Raw genomic sequence first — 17,342 nt, forward strand, 5'->3', positions numbered from 1 at the left:
GCCAGTTCATTGTGAGTTGCCCCCTACAAACAAATGTTCTGGGGATATTATATCACAGGCTCTCTAAGAGCAACAATATTACTGAAAAGAGCCTTATCTTTTGTAAATCGGCTTGTTGTTGCATCGCTGCTTGATTGTGGTTCTCTGATGCAGAAGTTTGCTCCGACTGTTGTGTTGGATTTTCAACTTTTTGTGTTTGCTTTTCCGTATCAGAAGGAGAGCATCCAGTAACCAGTAACAAGCCCGACCAAACTGCTAATATCGTTAGTACAACTCTTTTCATCGTATACCCTCCTCTCATTAGTGTAGTTACGTATATATTATATACAGACCACAGTTCGTTGACTAAAAAATACGAATTCTATATAATGACTATAGGCAACGATTAATTGAATTAATGGCGTTACCTTGCTGTAAAAAGCATAAAACATAACCTTATTCCAATAAAGGGGGTTATGTCCATGAAGCAATACCATGATTTATGCAAGCATGTTATACGAACAGCAAAAAAGAAAGGAAAATTGAAAAGAAAACATATAGAGGCGAGACAGGAGCGTACAGGGACAGGAACAATAAACGTTTTTGGTTATCAAATGAGGTTTGATTTGAAAAATGGCTTTCCACTACTTACGACCAAGAAGATTCCCTTTCATCTGATTGTTTCTGAATTGCTCTGGTTTTCAAAAGGGGATACAAATATTCGATTTTTGATTGAAAATAACAATAACATCTGGATTGAATGGGCTTTTAAAAAATGGGTAGAAAGCTCTGAATATACAGGACCTGACATGACAGACTTTGGCTTGCGCTCTCAGTATGACAAAGATTTCAATTTGTTGTATCAAGAGCAACTCCAAATCTTTAAGCAGTTAATTTTGGTGGATGATGAATTTGCAAAGCGATACGGTGATCTTGGTCCAATATATGGTAAACAGTGGCGTTCCTGGGAAGGAGCGAACCAAGAAATATTTGATCAATTACGTTGGGTCATTGAAGAAATTAGGAATAACCCTCAATCTCGAAGGCTGATCGTAAACGCGTGGAATGTTTCAGAGGTTCATAAAATGGCGTTACCGCCGTGCCATACAATGTTTCAATTTTATGTGGAGGATGGCAAACTGTCGTGTCAGCTATACCAAAGAAGTGGGGATATTTTCTTGGGGATTCCCTTTAACATTGCTTCTTACGCTTTGTTGACTCATATGGTGGCTCATGTAACGGGACTTGAAGTGGGAGAGTTTATTCATACTATCGGAGATGCTCACATTTATGTCAATCATATTGATCAGATCAATCTTCAGTTAAGGAGAGAGACTTACCCACTCCCGACACTATTCTTGAATCCAGATGTCCGGAATATCGAAGATTTTCAAATAAGTGACATCAAGATTACGGGATATCAGCATCATCCTTATATTGCAGGAGCGGTTGCTGTTTAAGAAATGAAAAAGAGAGGTAGGCGTTACGCGTTGAAAAAATCAATGATGACAATGCTTTGCATCATGGTTTCAATTTCTATTATAGGGTGTTCAGAACAACGGTTTACAAAGAATGAAGAGAAAGCTTTTATGGCGGATTATATGGCGTTGGTAACCAAACCTTCTGAACCTGATGTGTTAGAAAAGAAGATGGAGGGAAATCTGGAACGACTGAGTAAAGAAGAAGCTTCGAATGCTGTCGATGGGATGCTGTATGCCATGTATCAAAAATTGCCTACGTTGAATAAGAAGGCAGATGGCATGCAAGATGTAATTTCAGAACAGGTAGAAAAGAAGATTGATATCAATAAAATAGAAGATGTGAAGAAAATCGAAGATCCGACACTTAAAGCCTTCGTTAATGAAGTGTTAGAGGATCACTTCTTCTTTATTCGAGACAATGGACGTTTTGCTGTTCAGCCGAACATGTCATACATGTTAGAGAAATACGAACCATTTATGACAGATTCATTGAAAGCGATAGTTTCTTTTAGTAAAGAAGAATATGAAAATCCTTTCTTTAATGATAAGGATCAGCGATTTGATTTGGACAAGGTTGCGAGTCGAATTCTTCTGTTGGAGGATTACTTAAAAAAGTATGCTACGACATACTACAATGAGTCATTTGTAAAAAGTAAAGAATATTATTACCAAATCTATTTTGGACTGAATAACGAGTTGTTAGTTGACTCCAAAAAAGTTCTTTTAAAGGAAACAATAGATCATTACAAAAAGATTGTAGAAGAACATCCTGACAGCCAGCTTGCTAAAGACCTTACTGCTTACCTGGAACGATTGAAGGACACGAATAATACAATGACAGATGATATTCAGGTATTCTTGACAGACCTATCAAACATTCAAACGATTGATGTTAACAATGACAGCCATTCCAATACAAAAGAACAGATTTCCGATATTGGTAAAGATGTAATTCAACAGGAGAATAAATGAAATAAATGAAGAGAGGCGGGAAAACCCGCTTCTTTTCATTTTAAGAATGAATTTCTTAAACATGATTCATATTTAATTTCATTTTTCAATCTAAAAAGTTATCAGCACAATTAACAGTGTATATCATACAGGATTGAAGATTAGAAAGGGGAGTTTTGCTTTGAAAAAAATTATCAAACCAGTCCTAATGGCTGTACTTGCAACAACTGTCTTGGTAAGTGGATTTTCACCAGCCTATGCAAAGTCCCGCAATGATTTCGACATTTACCTTTCTTCTAACAAGGCATCAGAGAAAGCATCTATTGATTTTGAAATTAAGATCAAAAATGACGATCTTACTCTTGTTGGAGGAAAAGAAGTCAAAATTACATTTCCAAAAAAATGGGACATTCCAAGAAAAATCGATGAGGATTATGTGTATGTGAACGGAGAGGAACCGAAACGAGTCAAAGTGTCTGGACAAACCGTTACCCTTATTCTATCCAATCACAATGATGGAGATAAAGAGCTGGAAATTGAGTTTGAAAAAGATGCCGGGTTGACTAATCCTGATAAAGACGATGATGAATACACCATCAAGGTTTCAGGAGATTTTCAAAAGACTGAAAAAGATAAAGATGGAAATGAAGTCAAATCCATTGTAAGTAAATCTTACGAATCTGATGAATTTGAAATCAAAAAGAAAGATCCTCCAAAACCAGAACAGAAACCTGAACCTCAGTTTATTACGAAAACGCTTGAAGTATCCTTGCAAGTAGGTGCTACAACAGGATACCAAAAGAATATTGTAAATGGATCAGAAAGAGGTAATTTACTTGTGTTTGAATCAGCTCCATATATTCGCGGAGGATCAACATTGGTGCCCCTGCGTTTCGTAGCCGAAGGATTGGGATTACACGTCACATATGACAATTACAGCCGAAGCTCAACGGTAAATATTAATGGACGAAACATCAAGTTAACACAAGGATCCAAAACAGCCTTGATAGATGGTGTTGCGGTAACACTTCCTGTTGCACCTGAAGTAAATAATGGTCGTATGATGGTTCCACTTCGCTTCTTGTCTGAAAGCTTTGGCGCAAACGTTGGCTGGGATGCAACAACACAAAAGATCACCATTACAAAAACCACTGTGGACAAAGTAGACATTATCACATATGCGAGCTAAGGACAGATAAGCCACTTAATAAGTGGCTTTTTGTTATTTTGTATGGAATTAGAAAAAAATGAAGTCGGGATATGCATTTGAATGATTATTGCTTATAGTATACAATGTAAAATATTAGACTATATGCAACGTAAAATTTAACGGAGGATTGTAGGAAGGAGTGAGTAAGGTGTCAAGTTTTTCAAGTTTCTTTAACAATGAATCTACATTCGGAAACAACTATTTCAGCATTCCAGAATGGTTGGAAGAACATCAAATAAATGATGAAGTAAGTAGAGAAGTGGTCGTGATTAATCGAATTATTTTCATGGAAGAGACAGGGTATTCGGTATATATCTGTGAGGATGAAGAGGGACATACTTTTAAGTTAACAGGTACATTTCCACTTCCATTGTTAGATGGACAAACGTATTTCATCAAAGGAAAAGTCACTGTTTATCGGAAAGAAAAACAAATAAAATGTGAGTCGGCACGATTAGAAAAACCAACTTCTCGTCATGGCGTAATTTCTTTTTTAAAGACATTGAAAGGGTTAAACAAGAGAGCAGAACACCTATATGATATGTATGGTAGTGAGATCGTTGAAATCCTGATGAAAGACCCTATGCGTGTTGCCAATGAAATAAGTGGAATTGGTAAAAAAAGCGTGGAGAGTTGGAGCGTACAATTACAAGCATTGCAAGAAGATTATCGCATCCTAAGCACTCTTCTTGGGTGGGGAATTACGATGCGACAGGCGAAAAAATTGCTTGAGCGTTTCAAGGGATATGTCGTGGAAATGATTGAGAATAATCCTTATTTTCTCATTGATGAAGTAAAAGGCTTTGGATTTCTAAGATGTGATGAAATTGCTCGTCAAATTGGATATGATCCAAAAGGGGAAAGTAGGGTTCAACATGGATTGCTTCATGTGCTTAAAGAAGCAATGAATGAAGGTCATTGTTTCTTGCCAGAAAAAGATCTGTTGAAACGTGCAAAAGAATGTTTAGATTACAAATTAACCGCTAATGAAATGAAACAATTGGTAGAACAAAATCGTGGAAAATCGGATGTTGAATACGCGTTCGGAAATAAGATTCATACCGTTTCCTACCAAACACTTTTCGAGCACTGGAGTAACTATCAGAGAGAAAAAACTGTCAGAGGTCGAGAAAAATATCGTTATCGGTTGATCTCTCTTGATACAGTCGAAATCGAAAAGCAGCTTGTGACATTACAAGCAAATCTGAAAATTGTTGCAGACGGCGACTCGATGTATCTGGTGTATTTGCATCAGGCGGAATTAAAGGTAGCGGAAAAAGTCATCCGACTAATGCTTGAAAATCAAGGTGAATTTCCTGGTGTAAAAGAAGATGTTGAAAAGTATTTACTGGAAAATGGTTTACAACTTGAAGAGATGCAGCAAAAAGCAGTAGAAGAGTTTGCCAGTAAAACGGGCGGTATGTATATTTTAAATGGTAGTGCTGGCTGTGGAAAGACCTTTACGTTGAAAGTGATTTTAGCATTGTTGGAGCTTCAATTTAAAAAACGCCGTAAACCATTTCGAGTCAAAATATTTACACCGACAGGGAAAGCTTCTAAGGTTGCAAAGAAAGCAACTGGGCGCGAGTGTACCACCGTACATCGAGGTTTGGGATATCGACCTGATAATGGCTTTGAATTTAATGAAGACAATCCGTTAGAAGCGGATTGTGTAGTTATTGATGAAAGCTCTATGCTGGATATTCAACTTGCTAAAAGTTTGTTTGAAGCAATTCCACCAGGATGCAAAGTAATCTTTATGGGTGACACAAAACAACTTCCTTCTGTTGGAGCAGGAAATGTCCTTCATGACATGATCAATAGTGGAATGATACCCGTTATTACTCTAAATGTTGTAAAACGACAAGCGGAACATTCAGGAATTATTCGGAATGCAAACAAGATCATTAATGGTGAAATGATTTCTTCGTGTCAAGATACAGAAGATGCTTATGTCATTCGAAAGCAAAATGTTGAAGATGTTCATGACACAATGATCCGTTCTATTGAGAGATTGATGGAAGGCAAAGGATACTCGTTTGAAGATATACAAGTGCTTTGTCTTCAACGGATTGGAGAAGTCGGCACCTATGTCATGAATTGGATCATTCAACAAGCATTTAATCCAAATCCCGTAGGGGAAAAAGTGATAAATCGGAATATCAGAAAGAAACATCCATCTAAAGATGAAACCGTAGATGTTCCACTTTATTTCCAAGCTGGAGACAAAGTAATTCATATTGCTAATAACTATCAAATGCCTTGGTATCAAAAAGATGAACTTGGTAATTACATTGAGGATACCACCAATCTTGGAATAACAAACGGTGAATGTGGAATGATCGAAGAAATTCGAAAAGAACAAGTAATGGGCGTTAATCAGATGGTCATGATTGTTCGTTATGAAGATGGTTATGTGATGTATCACGACATTTTTGAGGAGTTAGATCACGCATACGCTATGACTGTGCACAAAAGCCAAGGATCTCAATGGCCTGCGGTCATCATGCCAATGATGATGGATAATTACAACATGTTGGATAATAGCATTTTCTATACGGGCTATACTCGATCAAAGGATTTCAATTGTATCATTGGACAACCCGAAGCAATTGCCCATGCGATTCGAACGTTCAAGCATCGACAACGTTATACCAGCCTGGAGGAAAAATTCCTTGCCGAAGCGAGTTGAGCATTTCTCAACTCGTTTTTGCATACCATGCTGGAAATTCTAAAAGGAGTGATCATAATGCAAATTGAAAAAACGGATATAGGTTATCGAGTGAAGGATTATACCCAGGGAGAACAAACGCGATTTCATCAAGTCGATTACTCATGGATCTCAGAATGGGATCATGAAATGAACATGATCTCTCTTTATATGAACGATGAAGATACAAGTGAGATCTTGAGAGATAAGGATCACTGGCATTACCATCGAGTTGTACGAGCGAAAAGTCGTCATCTTCGAAGTTTAAAGGAACATATAGGCATCATTCAGCCCAAAGAAAACCGTGAAAAACGCTTGTTTACACTGGACAAGTCTTTATCTTCACGTATCATGCCAATCCGTATTCAAAAAGGAATGATTCACAATAAGACGGTTGAAATATATGGATCAAGAAAGAAAAAAGAAAGCGTTTTTTGTGTGGAAGTAACACCTGAGAATGAAAGGAAGATGCGGGAATACAACGAGAAGCTAAAAGAATTTTTACAATATCAAAAAGAAATGATGATCGATATTTTTGGAGAGGAACAAATAAAAAGCTGGCAAGAACCGAGCCTGTTTTTGTATGAACAGGAATAACGCTCAATCTCAGTTTGATGACTATAAGAGATAAATTTTGTTTACAATATAACAATTTCGTTTAAGAAAAAAGGGTGATTGGGATGTCAAACATTTTAGAGTGTTCCTCACGAGGTGACAAAAGGTATTCCGCACTTTTTGCAAATGTTCTTGTCAACCTGGATGGAAAGGAACGATTCAACAGCATAGAGGCTCATTATCAGAATGCGAAAGAATTTCTTGATGATAGTGGGAATTACGTACAAGCTTCTGATTGGAAAGAGGCGAAGGCTTGGCAGAAAAGTGGTCGGAAGGCAGTTCGAGTCAACATTTATGGACGGATTTTGCCAATTGACTTTCTCACTTACTATTATAAGTTGCTGTGGGTAAAGTACCTGGATGCAAATCCTCAATTAGTTGAGTTCGCAAAGCAATTTGATGATTTCACGGATATGTTCAAAGGAAACTCGAAGAACTGTCAAGCTGATGTCATTCGTCAATATGTGAAGCAAGGTAGAGAATCTATCACAAATGAGTGCCAACCGCTTGCGATGGCACTGAGAGGTGTATTAGTCAGGGAGGTGATAGGTGATTTAATGGAAGCGCCTGAGCTTGTCATTGGTCACCAAGTCAATTGTCTCGGTGTAATGGGAGGCGGGTTAGCTAAGCTGATCAAAGAAGCATATCCCATTGTATTTAATGAATATGCAACACTATGTAAGATTGGACAGAAGACTCGTTCGCTTATGGGACATTGCCAATTCGTAGAGGTTCCAGATGAGTCGGTAGGAGAGTTGACTTTGTTTTCTGATCCTAATATTAAGCCAACTCTATTACGGATAGTGGCAAATCTATTTGGTCAGCACGAAATTGGTACAGATCAAAAAAGAACAGAAGAAACATATCTTCGCAAATCCATTGAAGTTATGAAGGAAACTGCTATGCAGAAAGGATATTCTGTGGCATTGCCTTATCAACTTGGCAGTAACCTTGGTGGAGGAAATTGGGAGGAAATCTTTGGTATCATTAAAGAGGTGTTTCATGATTATCCTGTAACGATATACCGTCTACCAAATGTTTGATATTTAGGATTGTGTATTCATAAAAGGAAGATTAAGAAGGGGCTAAGCCTCTTCTTTTTTATTTTTAATGAGATTTTCCCATAAGATAACATAACCACAGAAAGGGGTTGACAGAATGAGGAGGTGAGTATAAATGGTGTTAAAATCAACAATTTCGCTTCCAAAAGATCGTGTAGAGCTTAGAAATTGTTATCTTGGATATACTGTTGCCAAAGATGTATACAAGGATCGAGACATGTTGCTGTTAAGTGCGGGGCATGTATTAACAGAAGCCTATATCGAGAAGCTACGTTTAAACGGTGTAAAGTATATCTATGTCTATCCTGACAAGAAAAAGGAACACGAAGTGAGTCAAATAATTGCAGCAACATCATAAGAGGGAGGGATGATAAATCCCTTTCTTTTTTGTTTTGGTAAATAAATATTTACCAATTCGGTATATCATTATACAATTAAGTGAAATACATTGATAGGATTGGAGGATGAGTATGGCAAAAGCAAAAACACAGTTTAAATGTTCAACTTGTAATCATATAGAAATGAAGTGGGCAGGAAAATGCCCTTCGTGTCACTCATGGAACACACTCATAGAGGAAAATGTAAGCATCGTTAAAAGTGTAAACTCAGCTGCTAAAAGAACAATGGATACAAGGTACGATAAACCGAAAAGACTAAAAGATGTGAATGTAACGGCAGAATTGCGGATTATTCTCAATATCCCTGAATTTGATCGTGTAATGGGAGGGGGCATTGTTAGAGACAGTCTAAATGTACTTACAGCTCCTCCAGGGGCTGGGAAAACTACACTGTTGCTGAAGGTGTGTAATGTACTTGCAAAGCTTAATTACACAGTCCTCTATTTTTCAGGTGAGGAAAGTGATAAGCAAGTAAGGTTGCAAGCGGATCGAATTTGCGGTGATGATTTATCTGACAACTTTTGGTTCAAGGCTGAATCAAATATGAATGCCATCAAAGAACATATTCATGAAATTAATCCAGACATCATTATCATGGACTCAATTCAAATGGCATACATGGAAGATCTTCCACAATCACCTGGTTCACCCACACAAGTTTCAGAGTGTACAAAAGCCTTCAAACATATTGCGAAGCATTCAGAACGACCACGAGCTGTTTTCTTAGTAGGGCATATGACTAAGGAAGACGAATTGGCTGGAAGCCGAGGATTTGAGCATGAGGTCGATGCTGTTTTCTACCTGGACGGAGATCGTGGTGAACAACTTCGAATGTTAACGACCACAAAGAATCGATTTGGTAATACAGGGGAAATCGGATTGTTTCGTATGGAAGGACATGGACTGATTCCAATTGATAACCCATCAGAGTTTTTCATGACAAAACGAGAGGAACCTGTTGCGGGAAGCGCCTTGACTGTAACAAGAGAAGGAACTCGAAACATTATTGTTGAAATCGAGTCTCTTCTTGAGAAAACGATGTTCGGATATCCAACCAGAGTAGGTGAAGGAATTAATAAGCAACAGCTTCAAATCCTCACGGCAATATTGGAGAAACGCGGAGGTTTGATTACAAGTGACAAGGACGTATATGTAAAAGTGGTTGCTGGATTGAAGCTTCAAGAAACAGCCGTAAATTTAGGCGTTATGATGTCTATGGTGTCCAGCATCTACAACAAAGGTATTCCCACTGATACCGTCTTTATTGGGGAGGTAGGTCTAACAGGGGAAATTAAGTCTGTTCCGCATTTAGAATCACGTTTGAAAGAGGTTGATCGCCTTGGATTCAAGCGGGTTTATGTACCAAAGAACAACACGCGAAATCTAACAGGTTTCAAAAATGTAAAAGTCGTTGAAGTAGGCACACTAAACGAAGCCATCACTGCTTTGTATGGACAAATCATGAAGAAAGCATCGAACGAGTGAGTATATAATGCTCACTCTTTTTTATTGTTTACAGCTCAGATCATATATCAGCTTACCATCTCTATCATAGAACTAAGACGTGCATAAGATTAGGAAGACAACAACATTGAAATGGATTCAATTGTCTATCCTTTTTGTATCCAACATCGTTGTACGGTAAAAGCGTTGTTGAAAGGGTTGATTTTCATTACTATGGACACATAACGACCTAACAAAAACACCAAGAAAGGAGCGTTGAGTCGTGCTTTTGAATGGAAATACCATTATTCAAGGAACTACAGAAATTGGATTTAAACTATTGGAGGGAATTCGAGAGTTTGATACGATGTTACTTTCCTCGAAAACGTTAACAATAGATGGAACGAGAAATGCAAAAATCTTAAATAAGATGCTCACAAAACATGGGAAGGTAGCAGTAAGGATGGAGCCATCAGCATCTCTTTTGATGGTAAGTCATGTACTAATGGCGAACGAGATGAATTTGGTTGGAAAAAATGAGGATGAGTCTGGTCAATCGTGGGCTTTCTTTGAACGAAACAGAAAGCAGGTTGGGGTAACAGATGAAAGCATAACGGTATCCGATTATATAAAGTCAGCCATGTCAATCTTATGTATTGAAGAACAAATTGTGAAAACAGCAAGGACACTCTTAACGAAAAATTATAAAGACAATGGTTCCCGTACATTTGTTATGATGTATGACAAGGAAGATACAAGAACATATGAAGCCGTAAAAAAGCACTCATTTATTTATGAGACTTCGTTGTTGCGAGTTGTTTTAGAAGATAATGACTTAGTTGCCGTCGCATAAACCATGATAAGAGCGCCCAATCGTATCAAGAATGATATGGTTGGGCTTTTTACATTGCCAGATGGATGAGATGAGCAATAACTACACCTGCAACTACGAAAAACAGATCCACAGGGAGTTCTTTTGCAATGCGTTTCATCATATCAATCACATTCCTTTCGTTTCACGATATCTTGTGTTTGGTTTGCAAGATAGTTTCTATATCTTGTGTCCTTGATTGAAGCATACTACCAAATACAGGATAGTGTCAATTATTTTTTCGAATCATCATACAAAATATGGTTTTAAATTTTGAGAGGGATGTAAATTTGTAATTAAAATGTAAAAAATGTTTTACCAAATACATTAAACACGATATAATGATATTGAAGAGATAAAGCAAGCGCGGTGAAAAAACACATACGATAAATCAAAGGAGGATTTATATCTATGAATGAATTAGAGTTGTTGCTTTTACAAATGTGGGCAGATTTTGGCATTGAGGAAATTTATAAGTACAAAAATAGAATCAAGGCTTTTAGAGAGCCACTAACCAATATTGAATTATTTACTGATTTAACTCATCAGTTGTTCAAAGATGTAGAAGATATAGCGAACCATAAAGGTTCGGTTCCTGACGATTATAAGGTAAGTGTCAAAAGCTTAATAAAAGGCAGGAGTCGGGCGCAATCCCAAAACGCAACAAACTAATTTGCAAATAAAAGGAGTAGATCACATGGATACAAAGCAAATGGAACAAACAGTAATGGCAATATGTCACCGACACCAATGGATACTTAACCCGCAAAGTGATTTGAATAAAGTCACAGAAGAACTGGGCGAAGTATGTCGTGAAGTTCGACGAATCGAAGAAGGTCGAGAACGTCCTGATGAAATTGAACCTCATGACGAGGTTATCAAAGCTCATATCGCAGAAGAAATTGGAGATGTGTTGTTTCCGTTGATCAAAGTTCTTAAATACTACGGTCTTTCTTTAGAAGATGCGTTCCTGGCACATCAACAAAAAATGGCAGAGCGTTATCAAAAGGAGGAAAAAGAAGATGCGTAAAATTGGCTTCTTTGGAGCTTCGTTTGACCCTATTACCAATTCCCATCTTTGGACGGCTTCCAAAATGGCAGAACGATGTGGTTTGCAGAAAATCATCATGGGACCATGCTCGACGAAAAGACCTGATAAGACAATGAAGATCAGCGATGAGCATCGTTGGAACTTACTTCAACTGGCGATTGCTGACAATCCGCTTTTTATTGCAGATGATTATGAGATGCAAAAAGAAGCTTCAAAGGTCTTTACCTACTTTACGATGGAATATTACAAGCAAATGCATCCGAATGATGAAGTGTATTTCATGATGGGAGCTGATTTGCTTGTCAGTATTGCAAAGGGTGAATGGCAATACGGGCAAGAGCTGGTAGAAAATAATAAATTCATTGTTATGTCGCGAGACGGGATTGACATGCAAAAGACTCTTGCGGATTCCAAATTTTTAAAACCATATGTAGAACGATTCCAATTGCTTGAGAAGGGAATGGAAATGGAAATTAGTTCTTCTTATATTCGTAATGAATTAATCTCGAATGAAGATCCGAAATACTTACAGTACTTAATGCCAAGAGAATGCTATAAGTACATCATGCAGCATGGATTGTATCGTTGAAAACTTTTCAAAAAGAGAAAAGTAAAGAATAAGTAGTCTTCTACCTCGTGTTCACAATATCTATACTGTCAGGGTGTTCTGATTTTGGACACGTTGCTACACAAGAAGTCAAACAAATCGTCAGTGATTCGCTGAATTCAAATGCTAATGCGGCTGTATAAAAATAGTCGAAATGGCTGGCTCGAAACAAACTCTTCCAGTGGGGCGGAGGTGAAACTTGAGTGGGCATTTATGCTGGCTGGTCAAAACCCTGAGAAGCATACTTCACAACGAGGGTGTTCCGATCAAGATCGATAATCAGTCAGGATTAATGCACTTGAAAATAACCATTGTAGATCAGAAGGTGGCAACGAATGAATCATTTAACTATTCGAAAGCGCCAAGCACAACCAATGACGAAGTAATCATGATCATACGTGACGAACAAGTGGCACTTTCCTTTACGAAAGAGTTTGATCAAATGTGGCAAGATACTAAGAGAGTTGTTGATTGTGAAAAAGGGGGTATACCTATGCTTAAAACCTTCATGATTATTGGTGATCCATCTTGTGCGGGTTCTGACTGTATTTATGTTATTTGTCGTGAGGATCAACTTAAAGGATTTATGGAATCATGCAGATTTGGTTGCTCGGAATGTAGGAGCTATCAAGAAGTATCCATGATGAACATTGATGAGGTCAGTTACTTTGTTACCGAAAAGGGTAGTGTATTTTCGAGAGATAATTGGAAAGAGCAGATTTAAGAAGAGGAGGTCACATGATGAGTAAGTATGATTATTTGCAAGTGAACTGTGGATGTAATGGTCTTCATTCCTATACAGCATATGCCGACATTGAAGAATATCAGAAAGAGATGAAAGATGGTTGTGATACATGCGGACAAATCCCTATAATCAAGACATTTGATCAAGCAGATGATCCTGATTATTTCATCAACGTGGCGGAAGGCGAGCTGGAGATGTATAATCATCACAGTAAAGTGAATGACCCTGGCAAAGAATATCGGATGCGAATCAAAGATGTTGAGGATTCTGCTGAACGTCTTCAAATTGCGAAAGAGATTTGTGAACGGTATGTAAAATAGCCACTGTCAGCTAAGTGAATATCGCTTCTTTACACATGAACGATAGGAGGATGAAGGGATTGTCATCTGATTTAATTAACATAGAAAACTATAAAAATGAAGATGGATTTGAAGTGACTCGCTACTATAAAGATTTATATATTAAACAACTTGAAATGACGAATGTAGAAGAAGTCCGAAGAAATGCAGATATGAAGGATACAGTAACGCTGTTTCATGGCACGACAACCGCTCATCTAAACAGCATTTTGCAACATGGCCTTTTGCCACGAAAGGAAACAGAAATAGATAACTGGAAAGGAATTTATAGCTCCGCAAATACTGTTATCTATTTAACGAACAAATGGCACTATTTTTACGCTTATCAAGCAACAAGCAGTTGGATGGAAGAGAAGGCAAAAGAAAGAGGCGAAGAGATAAAGGATTTTTGGGTAACGTGGGAGACATTCCCTTGCTATATCGAATGTGAAGTCCCAAAAGCACTTCTTGTTACCGACGAAGACTTTTTTCATTCCACATATGTTTCACAAAAAATTAAGAGTGCAATAAAGAAGGAACGCGATTTTACAGTAACATGGGATGAATCTCTGGCTCATTATGCAACGGCTGGTGTTCTTGGAGGAGTGCCTGTCGAATTTATCAAGTCTTTTAGTATTCTTGGAGAACTGGAGCTTTACAAGGATCTAATGCTTGTAAACGGACAGTATCAACGTGATCTTTCAAAGTGGGGACACGGAAAAGGAAAAGGTGATTTAAAACTAATAGACATTCAGAAGAGAGAAGATCAATCCTTGTCGAATGGGACTTGGTTTATGGGAAGGGATGTTTTCCCTGGGGATATCATTGGTAAAATTGGCATGAATCCAAAATCAAATACAATTGCAATATCCATTAAAAGAGGATCCAAGTTTGAATAAGATAAGCGGGAGGGATATGCATGTTAACGTTGAGAGTATTGGTACCTAAACATAGCGGTTTTGAAATTGCCTATAGTGAGTTTAATCGACTACGGACAAAATTAGCAAAAGAAATCGGAATGGATCTAAGAAGCATGGAAGGATTTGATGGAGATGGAAAGTTTTCCGAATGGCAGGATGACTTACTCCCTCTCTTGGATCACGCTGATAATGAAGGGCAACTGTCTGTGGATGATTGCGCGATAGTATATCCGCGAATCTTGTCAGTGATTGAAAATTGGGAAGACGATAAGGATAAGCAAACAGCATATGAACTTGCTATGGTTCTCAAAGATTGTGCAGAAGAAGGGCGAAGCCTCCTTTTTGATTAAGATTTTAATTGAGTTGAGGATAAAACTCCTCCAGAGAAAGGAGAGGATCATTTATGCCTGATGATGAATTTGAGAAAATGAAAAACGAAGTATTAAAATTGGATAATGAAGGGGACAACATTCAGCAGATCTCCGAGAAATTGGTGATTCCAAGATATCTGGCTGAATCCGAATCCATCCTAATAAGAGAAAGAAACGTCCAGTTTAGATAAGGAACAGGTTTGTTAGAAAACAACAAGTGATTAAATAAGGAGGCTTCTAAAAGAGAAGTCTCTTTTGTTTTTTATAATTAGATCGGACATTTTGAGATATAAGTAGAAAATGCTGTCCACAAATGGTAAAATATATTTGACAAAAAGGAGTGGTGTCATGCCGAGAATATCAAAGATTGAGCAACAAAAACGAAATAACTCCCGCTACTCGTTATATTTGGATGATGTCTTCGCATTTGGGATTTCAGAGGATGTCTATATTCGTAATCGAAAAAAAATAGTGGTGGGAAATGAAATAGAGCAATCATTTGTTGATGAAGTTTTAATTGAAGAAGAAATGCAGAAAACCATGGATAGCGCTCTGAGACTTCTGTCCTTTCGAATCAGAAGCGAGTATGAATTGCGCATGCGATTGCGTCAAAAAGGTTATGAAGACAACTGGATTGACTTGGCTTTAGAAAAGCTGAGAAGTTATCAGTATGTAAATGATGAAACGTTTGCTAAGACTTTAGCAAAAGATCGTCAGAACATAAAAAAACTTGGAGAACGTGGATTGAAAGCAGAACTCAAACAAAAAGGGATCAGCCAGGAGATCATTACTCAAGTAGTAGACGAACTGTGCTCTGATGAGAAAGAGTTGGGACAAGCTATTGAGCTGTGCGAGAAAAAGCTAAGGTCAATTTCAGGAAAAGATCCTATACCAAAGACGAGGCAAAAGCTGATGCAGTTCTTAGTAAGGAAAGGATATTCTTTCGATATAGCTGGAAAAGCAATCGCATCAGTAATGACATCTTGAAAATGAAAAGATGGCTTCTGTCATTATACGAAACAAATACATTAGAGACTTCTTAGCGGAAGTCTCTTTTTTGTTCATCTACAAAAAAGAAGCTACCAAGGTGTTAATTAAAGAATAAAAAGATAGAATATTTTTAGAAGTAATGGTAAAATAAAATTGACATAATAAAAGATCGGTTGTGCAATTGAACCTTGAAGACAGACAAATTTTATATGAAATGAGGAATGTTATAAATGAATAATATTATCGACCAGGTGTTACATGAATCCATTCAATATGTAAAGAGAATGAATGTTCAAGAATACTTTACTCATCTGCTTGAACGTTACCTCTCTTATCACAAAAAGGGTATTTACGTTCACTTTAATTTTGCGTCATCTTCGAAAAGAGCTTGTTTTGAACACTATATTACAAGGTTTGGATTGAATAGAAGCCTTCTTGAAGGTGTGCCTGAAAAAGAAAAAAGAAATACTCGTTTAGAAATTCATTATGTAAGAGATAAACTGAATAGCAAAATGCGCTCTTTGCAAATGACGAATGATAAATGGAGAAAAGAGCTACGTGATTTGGAAAGCAAGATAAAGGAAAGCTATGCTTCGGAGAAAGCAGATGTGCAATATTCAAAAGTTCAAAAGGCACTTTTGTCAATCTATCAGGATCATGAGCAAATAGCGAACGCAGGATTGGAACGTGCAAACATGGAAGTCAATGCGATACATGCGATGGAAAACCGTTACATTCGTTTATCAAAAGATATACAGGAGAAAGAAATGATGATTCTTGTTTTAGTATTGAATTTTTATATGGATCGTCTACAAGAGCGAGTTCGTTTGATGTTTCCTGGAAAGGAAGTGTTTGTTCGTTTTTCTCGTCATGAAGTTTTGAAACGGTACAAAGAAAAAAAGGCACAACACAATAATTCTATTTCCTTGTATCCAGATCCAAATCATGAATACAGTATATTTGAACGTGAACTATTTGGTTTTATGGATATCGCTAAAAAAATGTTTGTCATTTATATTCATAAAGACGATGAGGTGTACAAGTTAAGATCATCGGAATCCCAAAGTCTATTCCAAGTTTCTATTGAGCCAAAAGGCTCAGAACGTTATGCACAATATGATCGATCATTTTATGAGCCACTCAATCAGTTTTTCAAAAAATACGAGGGATTTTCATTACTTCTCAATTCTTTGATTAAAGTTCAGAATATATTTGGTGAAGATGTACCAGCATGTGATGATATTGTTCAAGTCATTCAGATGGCTTATCCGAAAGAAGTGATTACAAAGTACGGAGATTTACAAAAAGAAATGGCTAAAAAACTTGAAGAGGAAAATGAAAAGAAACCAAATTGGATTAGCGGGGAACAGGCCATTGATAGAATGATTGAAACTTTTCCTGAACTTCTCTTTCATTCAGGAGTGAAAGAAGACGAGAACATGAATTTTGCGATGTCTCGTTTTGGTGGAAATGAAAAATATTACATCCACTACATTGATGAAATCTCAAGTCAAACAGATGTACTGAAATTAGCTATATAATTTTGCGGGGGCTGAAGAGTAGCCCCTTTTTACATAGAACACCTATGACAAATACTTATG

General features: G+C 37.3%; 20 protein-coding genes. 19 read left to right on the forward strand and 1 reads right to left on the reverse strand.

Annotation, left to right across the window (positions count from 1 at the left end; all coding sequences use genetic code 11):
• Positions 1-52: 52 nt before the first annotated feature.
• Positions 53-283 carry a hypothetical protein gene (locus ACFVS2_RS25015; protein WP_390238757.1) on the reverse strand — a complete coding sequence of 77 codons (231 nt, stop codon included), beginning with the start codon at positions 281-283 and terminating at the stop codon, positions 53-55.
• A 172-nt stretch (positions 284-455) separates the two neighbouring features.
• Between ACFVS2_RS25015 and ACFVS2_RS25020 the strand changes: the two genes are divergently transcribed.
• The 19 genes from ACFVS2_RS25020 to ACFVS2_RS25110 all read left to right on the forward strand — a co-directional run bounded on the left by ACFVS2_RS25020 (position 456) and on the right by ACFVS2_RS25110 (position 17,282).
• Positions 456-1,439 (forward strand): thymidylate synthase, encoded by a 984-nt coding sequence (locus ACFVS2_RS25020; protein WP_390238759.1) that lies wholly within the window; start codon positions 456-458, stop codon positions 1,437-1,439.
• Between the two features lie 30 nt (positions 1,440-1,469).
• Positions 1,470-2,432: a hypothetical protein gene (locus ACFVS2_RS25025; protein WP_390238762.1), complete on the forward strand. Its 963-nt coding sequence runs from the start codon at positions 1,470-1,472 to the stop codon at positions 2,430-2,432.
• Positions 2,433-2,592: 160 nt separating this feature from the next.
• A complete protein-coding gene (locus ACFVS2_RS25030; protein WP_390238764.1) occupies positions 2,593-3,600 on the forward strand; it encodes a stalk domain-containing protein in 1,008 nt (335 codons plus the stop codon).
• 169 nt (positions 3,601-3,769) lie between these two features.
• Complete coding sequence (locus ACFVS2_RS25035; RefSeq protein ID WP_390238767.1) at positions 3,770-6,313, forward strand: AAA family ATPase; 2,544 nt, start codon at positions 3,770-3,772, stop codon at positions 6,311-6,313.
• A 57-nt stretch (positions 6,314-6,370) separates the two neighbouring features.
• Positions 6,371-6,928 carry a hypothetical protein gene (locus ACFVS2_RS25040; RefSeq protein ID WP_390238768.1) on the forward strand — a complete coding sequence of 186 codons (558 nt, stop codon included), beginning with the start codon at positions 6,371-6,373 and terminating at the stop codon, positions 6,926-6,928.
• Between the two features lie 83 nt (positions 6,929-7,011).
• Positions 7,012-7,989 carry a DarT1-associated NADAR antitoxin family protein gene (locus ACFVS2_RS25045; protein WP_390238771.1) on the forward strand — a complete coding sequence of 326 codons (978 nt, stop codon included), beginning with the start codon at positions 7,012-7,014 and terminating at the stop codon, positions 7,987-7,989.
• Between the two features lie 133 nt (positions 7,990-8,122).
• Positions 8,123-8,365, forward strand: a complete 243-nt coding sequence (locus ACFVS2_RS25050) for a hypothetical protein (protein ID WP_390238773.1) — start codon at positions 8,123-8,125, stop codon at positions 8,363-8,365.
• Between the two features lie 112 nt (positions 8,366-8,477).
• On the forward strand, positions 8,478-9,890 hold the full coding sequence (radA, locus tag ACFVS2_RS25055; protein ID WP_390238776.1) for a DNA repair protein RadA: 1,413 nt from the start codon (positions 8,478-8,480) through the stop codon (positions 9,888-9,890).
• Between the two features lie 241 nt (positions 9,891-10,131).
• The gene (locus tag ACFVS2_RS25060; protein WP_390238779.1) at positions 10,132-10,701 is read left to right on the forward strand and encodes a hypothetical protein; all 570 of its coding nucleotides are present in this window, start codon (positions 10,132-10,134) and stop codon (positions 10,699-10,701) included.
• Positions 10,702-11,130: 429 nt separating this feature from the next.
• On the forward strand, positions 11,131-11,391 hold the full coding sequence (locus ACFVS2_RS25065) for a hypothetical protein (protein ID WP_390238782.1): 261 nt from the start codon (positions 11,131-11,133) through the stop codon (positions 11,389-11,391).
• A 25-nt stretch (positions 11,392-11,416) separates the two neighbouring features.
• Entirely contained in the window at positions 11,417-11,749 is a 333-nt protein-coding gene (locus tag ACFVS2_RS25070) for a MazG nucleotide pyrophosphohydrolase domain-containing protein (RefSeq protein WP_390238785.1), read from the forward strand.
• Entirely contained in the window at positions 11,742-12,359 is a 618-nt protein-coding gene (gene nadD, locus ACFVS2_RS25075; protein WP_390238788.1) for a nicotinate (nicotinamide) nucleotide adenylyltransferase, read from the forward strand. Before ACFVS2_RS25070 ends, nadD begins: the two co-directional genes overlap by 8 nt.
• 217 nt (positions 12,360-12,576) lie before the next feature.
• Entirely contained in the window at positions 12,577-13,101 is a 525-nt protein-coding gene (locus ACFVS2_RS25080) for a phospholipase D-like domain-containing protein (RefSeq protein ID WP_390238790.1), read from the forward strand.
• Between the two features lie 17 nt (positions 13,102-13,118).
• A complete protein-coding gene (locus tag ACFVS2_RS25085; protein WP_390238793.1) occupies positions 13,119-13,442 on the forward strand; it encodes a hypothetical protein in 324 nt (107 codons plus the stop codon).
• A 59-nt stretch (positions 13,443-13,501) separates the two neighbouring features.
• A complete protein-coding gene (locus ACFVS2_RS25090) occupies positions 13,502-14,359 on the forward strand; it encodes a hypothetical protein (RefSeq protein WP_390238795.1) in 858 nt (285 codons plus the stop codon).
• A gap of 20 nt (positions 14,360-14,379) precedes the next feature.
• Entirely contained in the window at positions 14,380-14,730 is a 351-nt protein-coding gene (locus ACFVS2_RS25095; protein WP_390238798.1) for a hypothetical protein, read from the forward strand.
• Positions 14,731-14,783: 53 nt separating this feature from the next.
• A complete protein-coding gene (locus ACFVS2_RS25100; protein ID WP_390238800.1) occupies positions 14,784-14,942 on the forward strand; it encodes a hypothetical protein in 159 nt (52 codons plus the stop codon).
• Between the two features lie 157 nt (positions 14,943-15,099).
• Positions 15,100-15,738 (forward strand): regulatory protein RecX, encoded by a 639-nt coding sequence (locus tag ACFVS2_RS25105; RefSeq protein WP_390238803.1) that lies wholly within the window; start codon positions 15,100-15,102, stop codon positions 15,736-15,738.
• A 233-nt stretch (positions 15,739-15,971) separates the two neighbouring features.
• A complete protein-coding gene (locus ACFVS2_RS25110) occupies positions 15,972-17,282 on the forward strand; it encodes a hypothetical protein (RefSeq protein WP_390238805.1) in 1,311 nt (436 codons plus the stop codon).
• The last annotated feature ends 60 nt before the right edge of the window (positions 17,283-17,342 follow it).

Origin of the sequence: Brevibacillus sp. NPDC058079, from assembly GCF_042885155.1 — a bacterium.
In the GTDB taxonomy this organism is placed as follows: domain Bacteria; phylum Bacillota; class Bacilli; order Brevibacillales; family Brevibacillaceae; genus Brevibacillus.

What these genes read in the sequence shown, in the direction of transcription:
- ACFVS2_RS25015 (WP_390238757.1), bottom strand. Translation starts at nt 283, where the DNA reads ATGAAAAGAGTTGTACTAACGATATTAGCAGTTTGGTCGGGCTTGTTA.
- ACFVS2_RS25020 (WP_390238759.1), top strand. Translation starts at nt 456, where the DNA reads ATGTCCATGAAGCAATACCATGATTTATGCAAGCATGTTATACGAACA.
- ACFVS2_RS25040 (WP_390238768.1), top strand. Translation starts at nt 6,371, where the DNA reads ATGCAAATTGAAAAAACGGATATAGGTTATCGAGTGAAGGATTATACC.
- ACFVS2_RS25045 (WP_390238771.1), top strand. Translation starts at nt 7,012, where the DNA reads ATGTCAAACATTTTAGAGTGTTCCTCACGAGGTGACAAAAGGTATTCC.
- ACFVS2_RS25050 (WP_390238773.1), top strand. Translation starts at nt 8,123, where the DNA reads ATGGTGTTAAAATCAACAATTTCGCTTCCAAAAGATCGTGTAGAGCTT.
- radA (WP_390238776.1), top strand. Translation starts at nt 8,478, where the DNA reads ATGGCAAAAGCAAAAACACAGTTTAAATGTTCAACTTGTAATCATATA.
- ACFVS2_RS25065 (WP_390238782.1), top strand. Translation starts at nt 11,131, where the DNA reads ATGAATGAATTAGAGTTGTTGCTTTTACAAATGTGGGCAGATTTTGGC.
- ACFVS2_RS25070 (WP_390238785.1), top strand. Translation starts at nt 11,417, where the DNA reads ATGGATACAAAGCAAATGGAACAAACAGTAATGGCAATATGTCACCGA.
- nadD (WP_390238788.1), top strand. Translation starts at nt 11,742, where the DNA reads ATGCGTAAAATTGGCTTCTTTGGAGCTTCGTTTGACCCTATTACCAAT.
- ACFVS2_RS25085 (WP_390238793.1), top strand. Translation starts at nt 13,119, where the DNA reads ATGAGTAAGTATGATTATTTGCAAGTGAACTGTGGATGTAATGGTCTT.
- ACFVS2_RS25095 (WP_390238798.1), top strand. Translation starts at nt 14,380, where the DNA reads ATGTTAACGTTGAGAGTATTGGTACCTAAACATAGCGGTTTTGAAATT.
- ACFVS2_RS25100 (WP_390238800.1), top strand. Translation starts at nt 14,784, where the DNA reads ATGCCTGATGATGAATTTGAGAAAATGAAAAACGAAGTATTAAAATTG.
- ACFVS2_RS25105 (WP_390238803.1), top strand. Translation starts at nt 15,100, where the DNA reads ATGCCGAGAATATCAAAGATTGAGCAACAAAAACGAAATAACTCCCGC.
- ACFVS2_RS25110 (WP_390238805.1), top strand. Translation starts at nt 15,972, where the DNA reads ATGAATAATATTATCGACCAGGTGTTACATGAATCCATTCAATATGTA.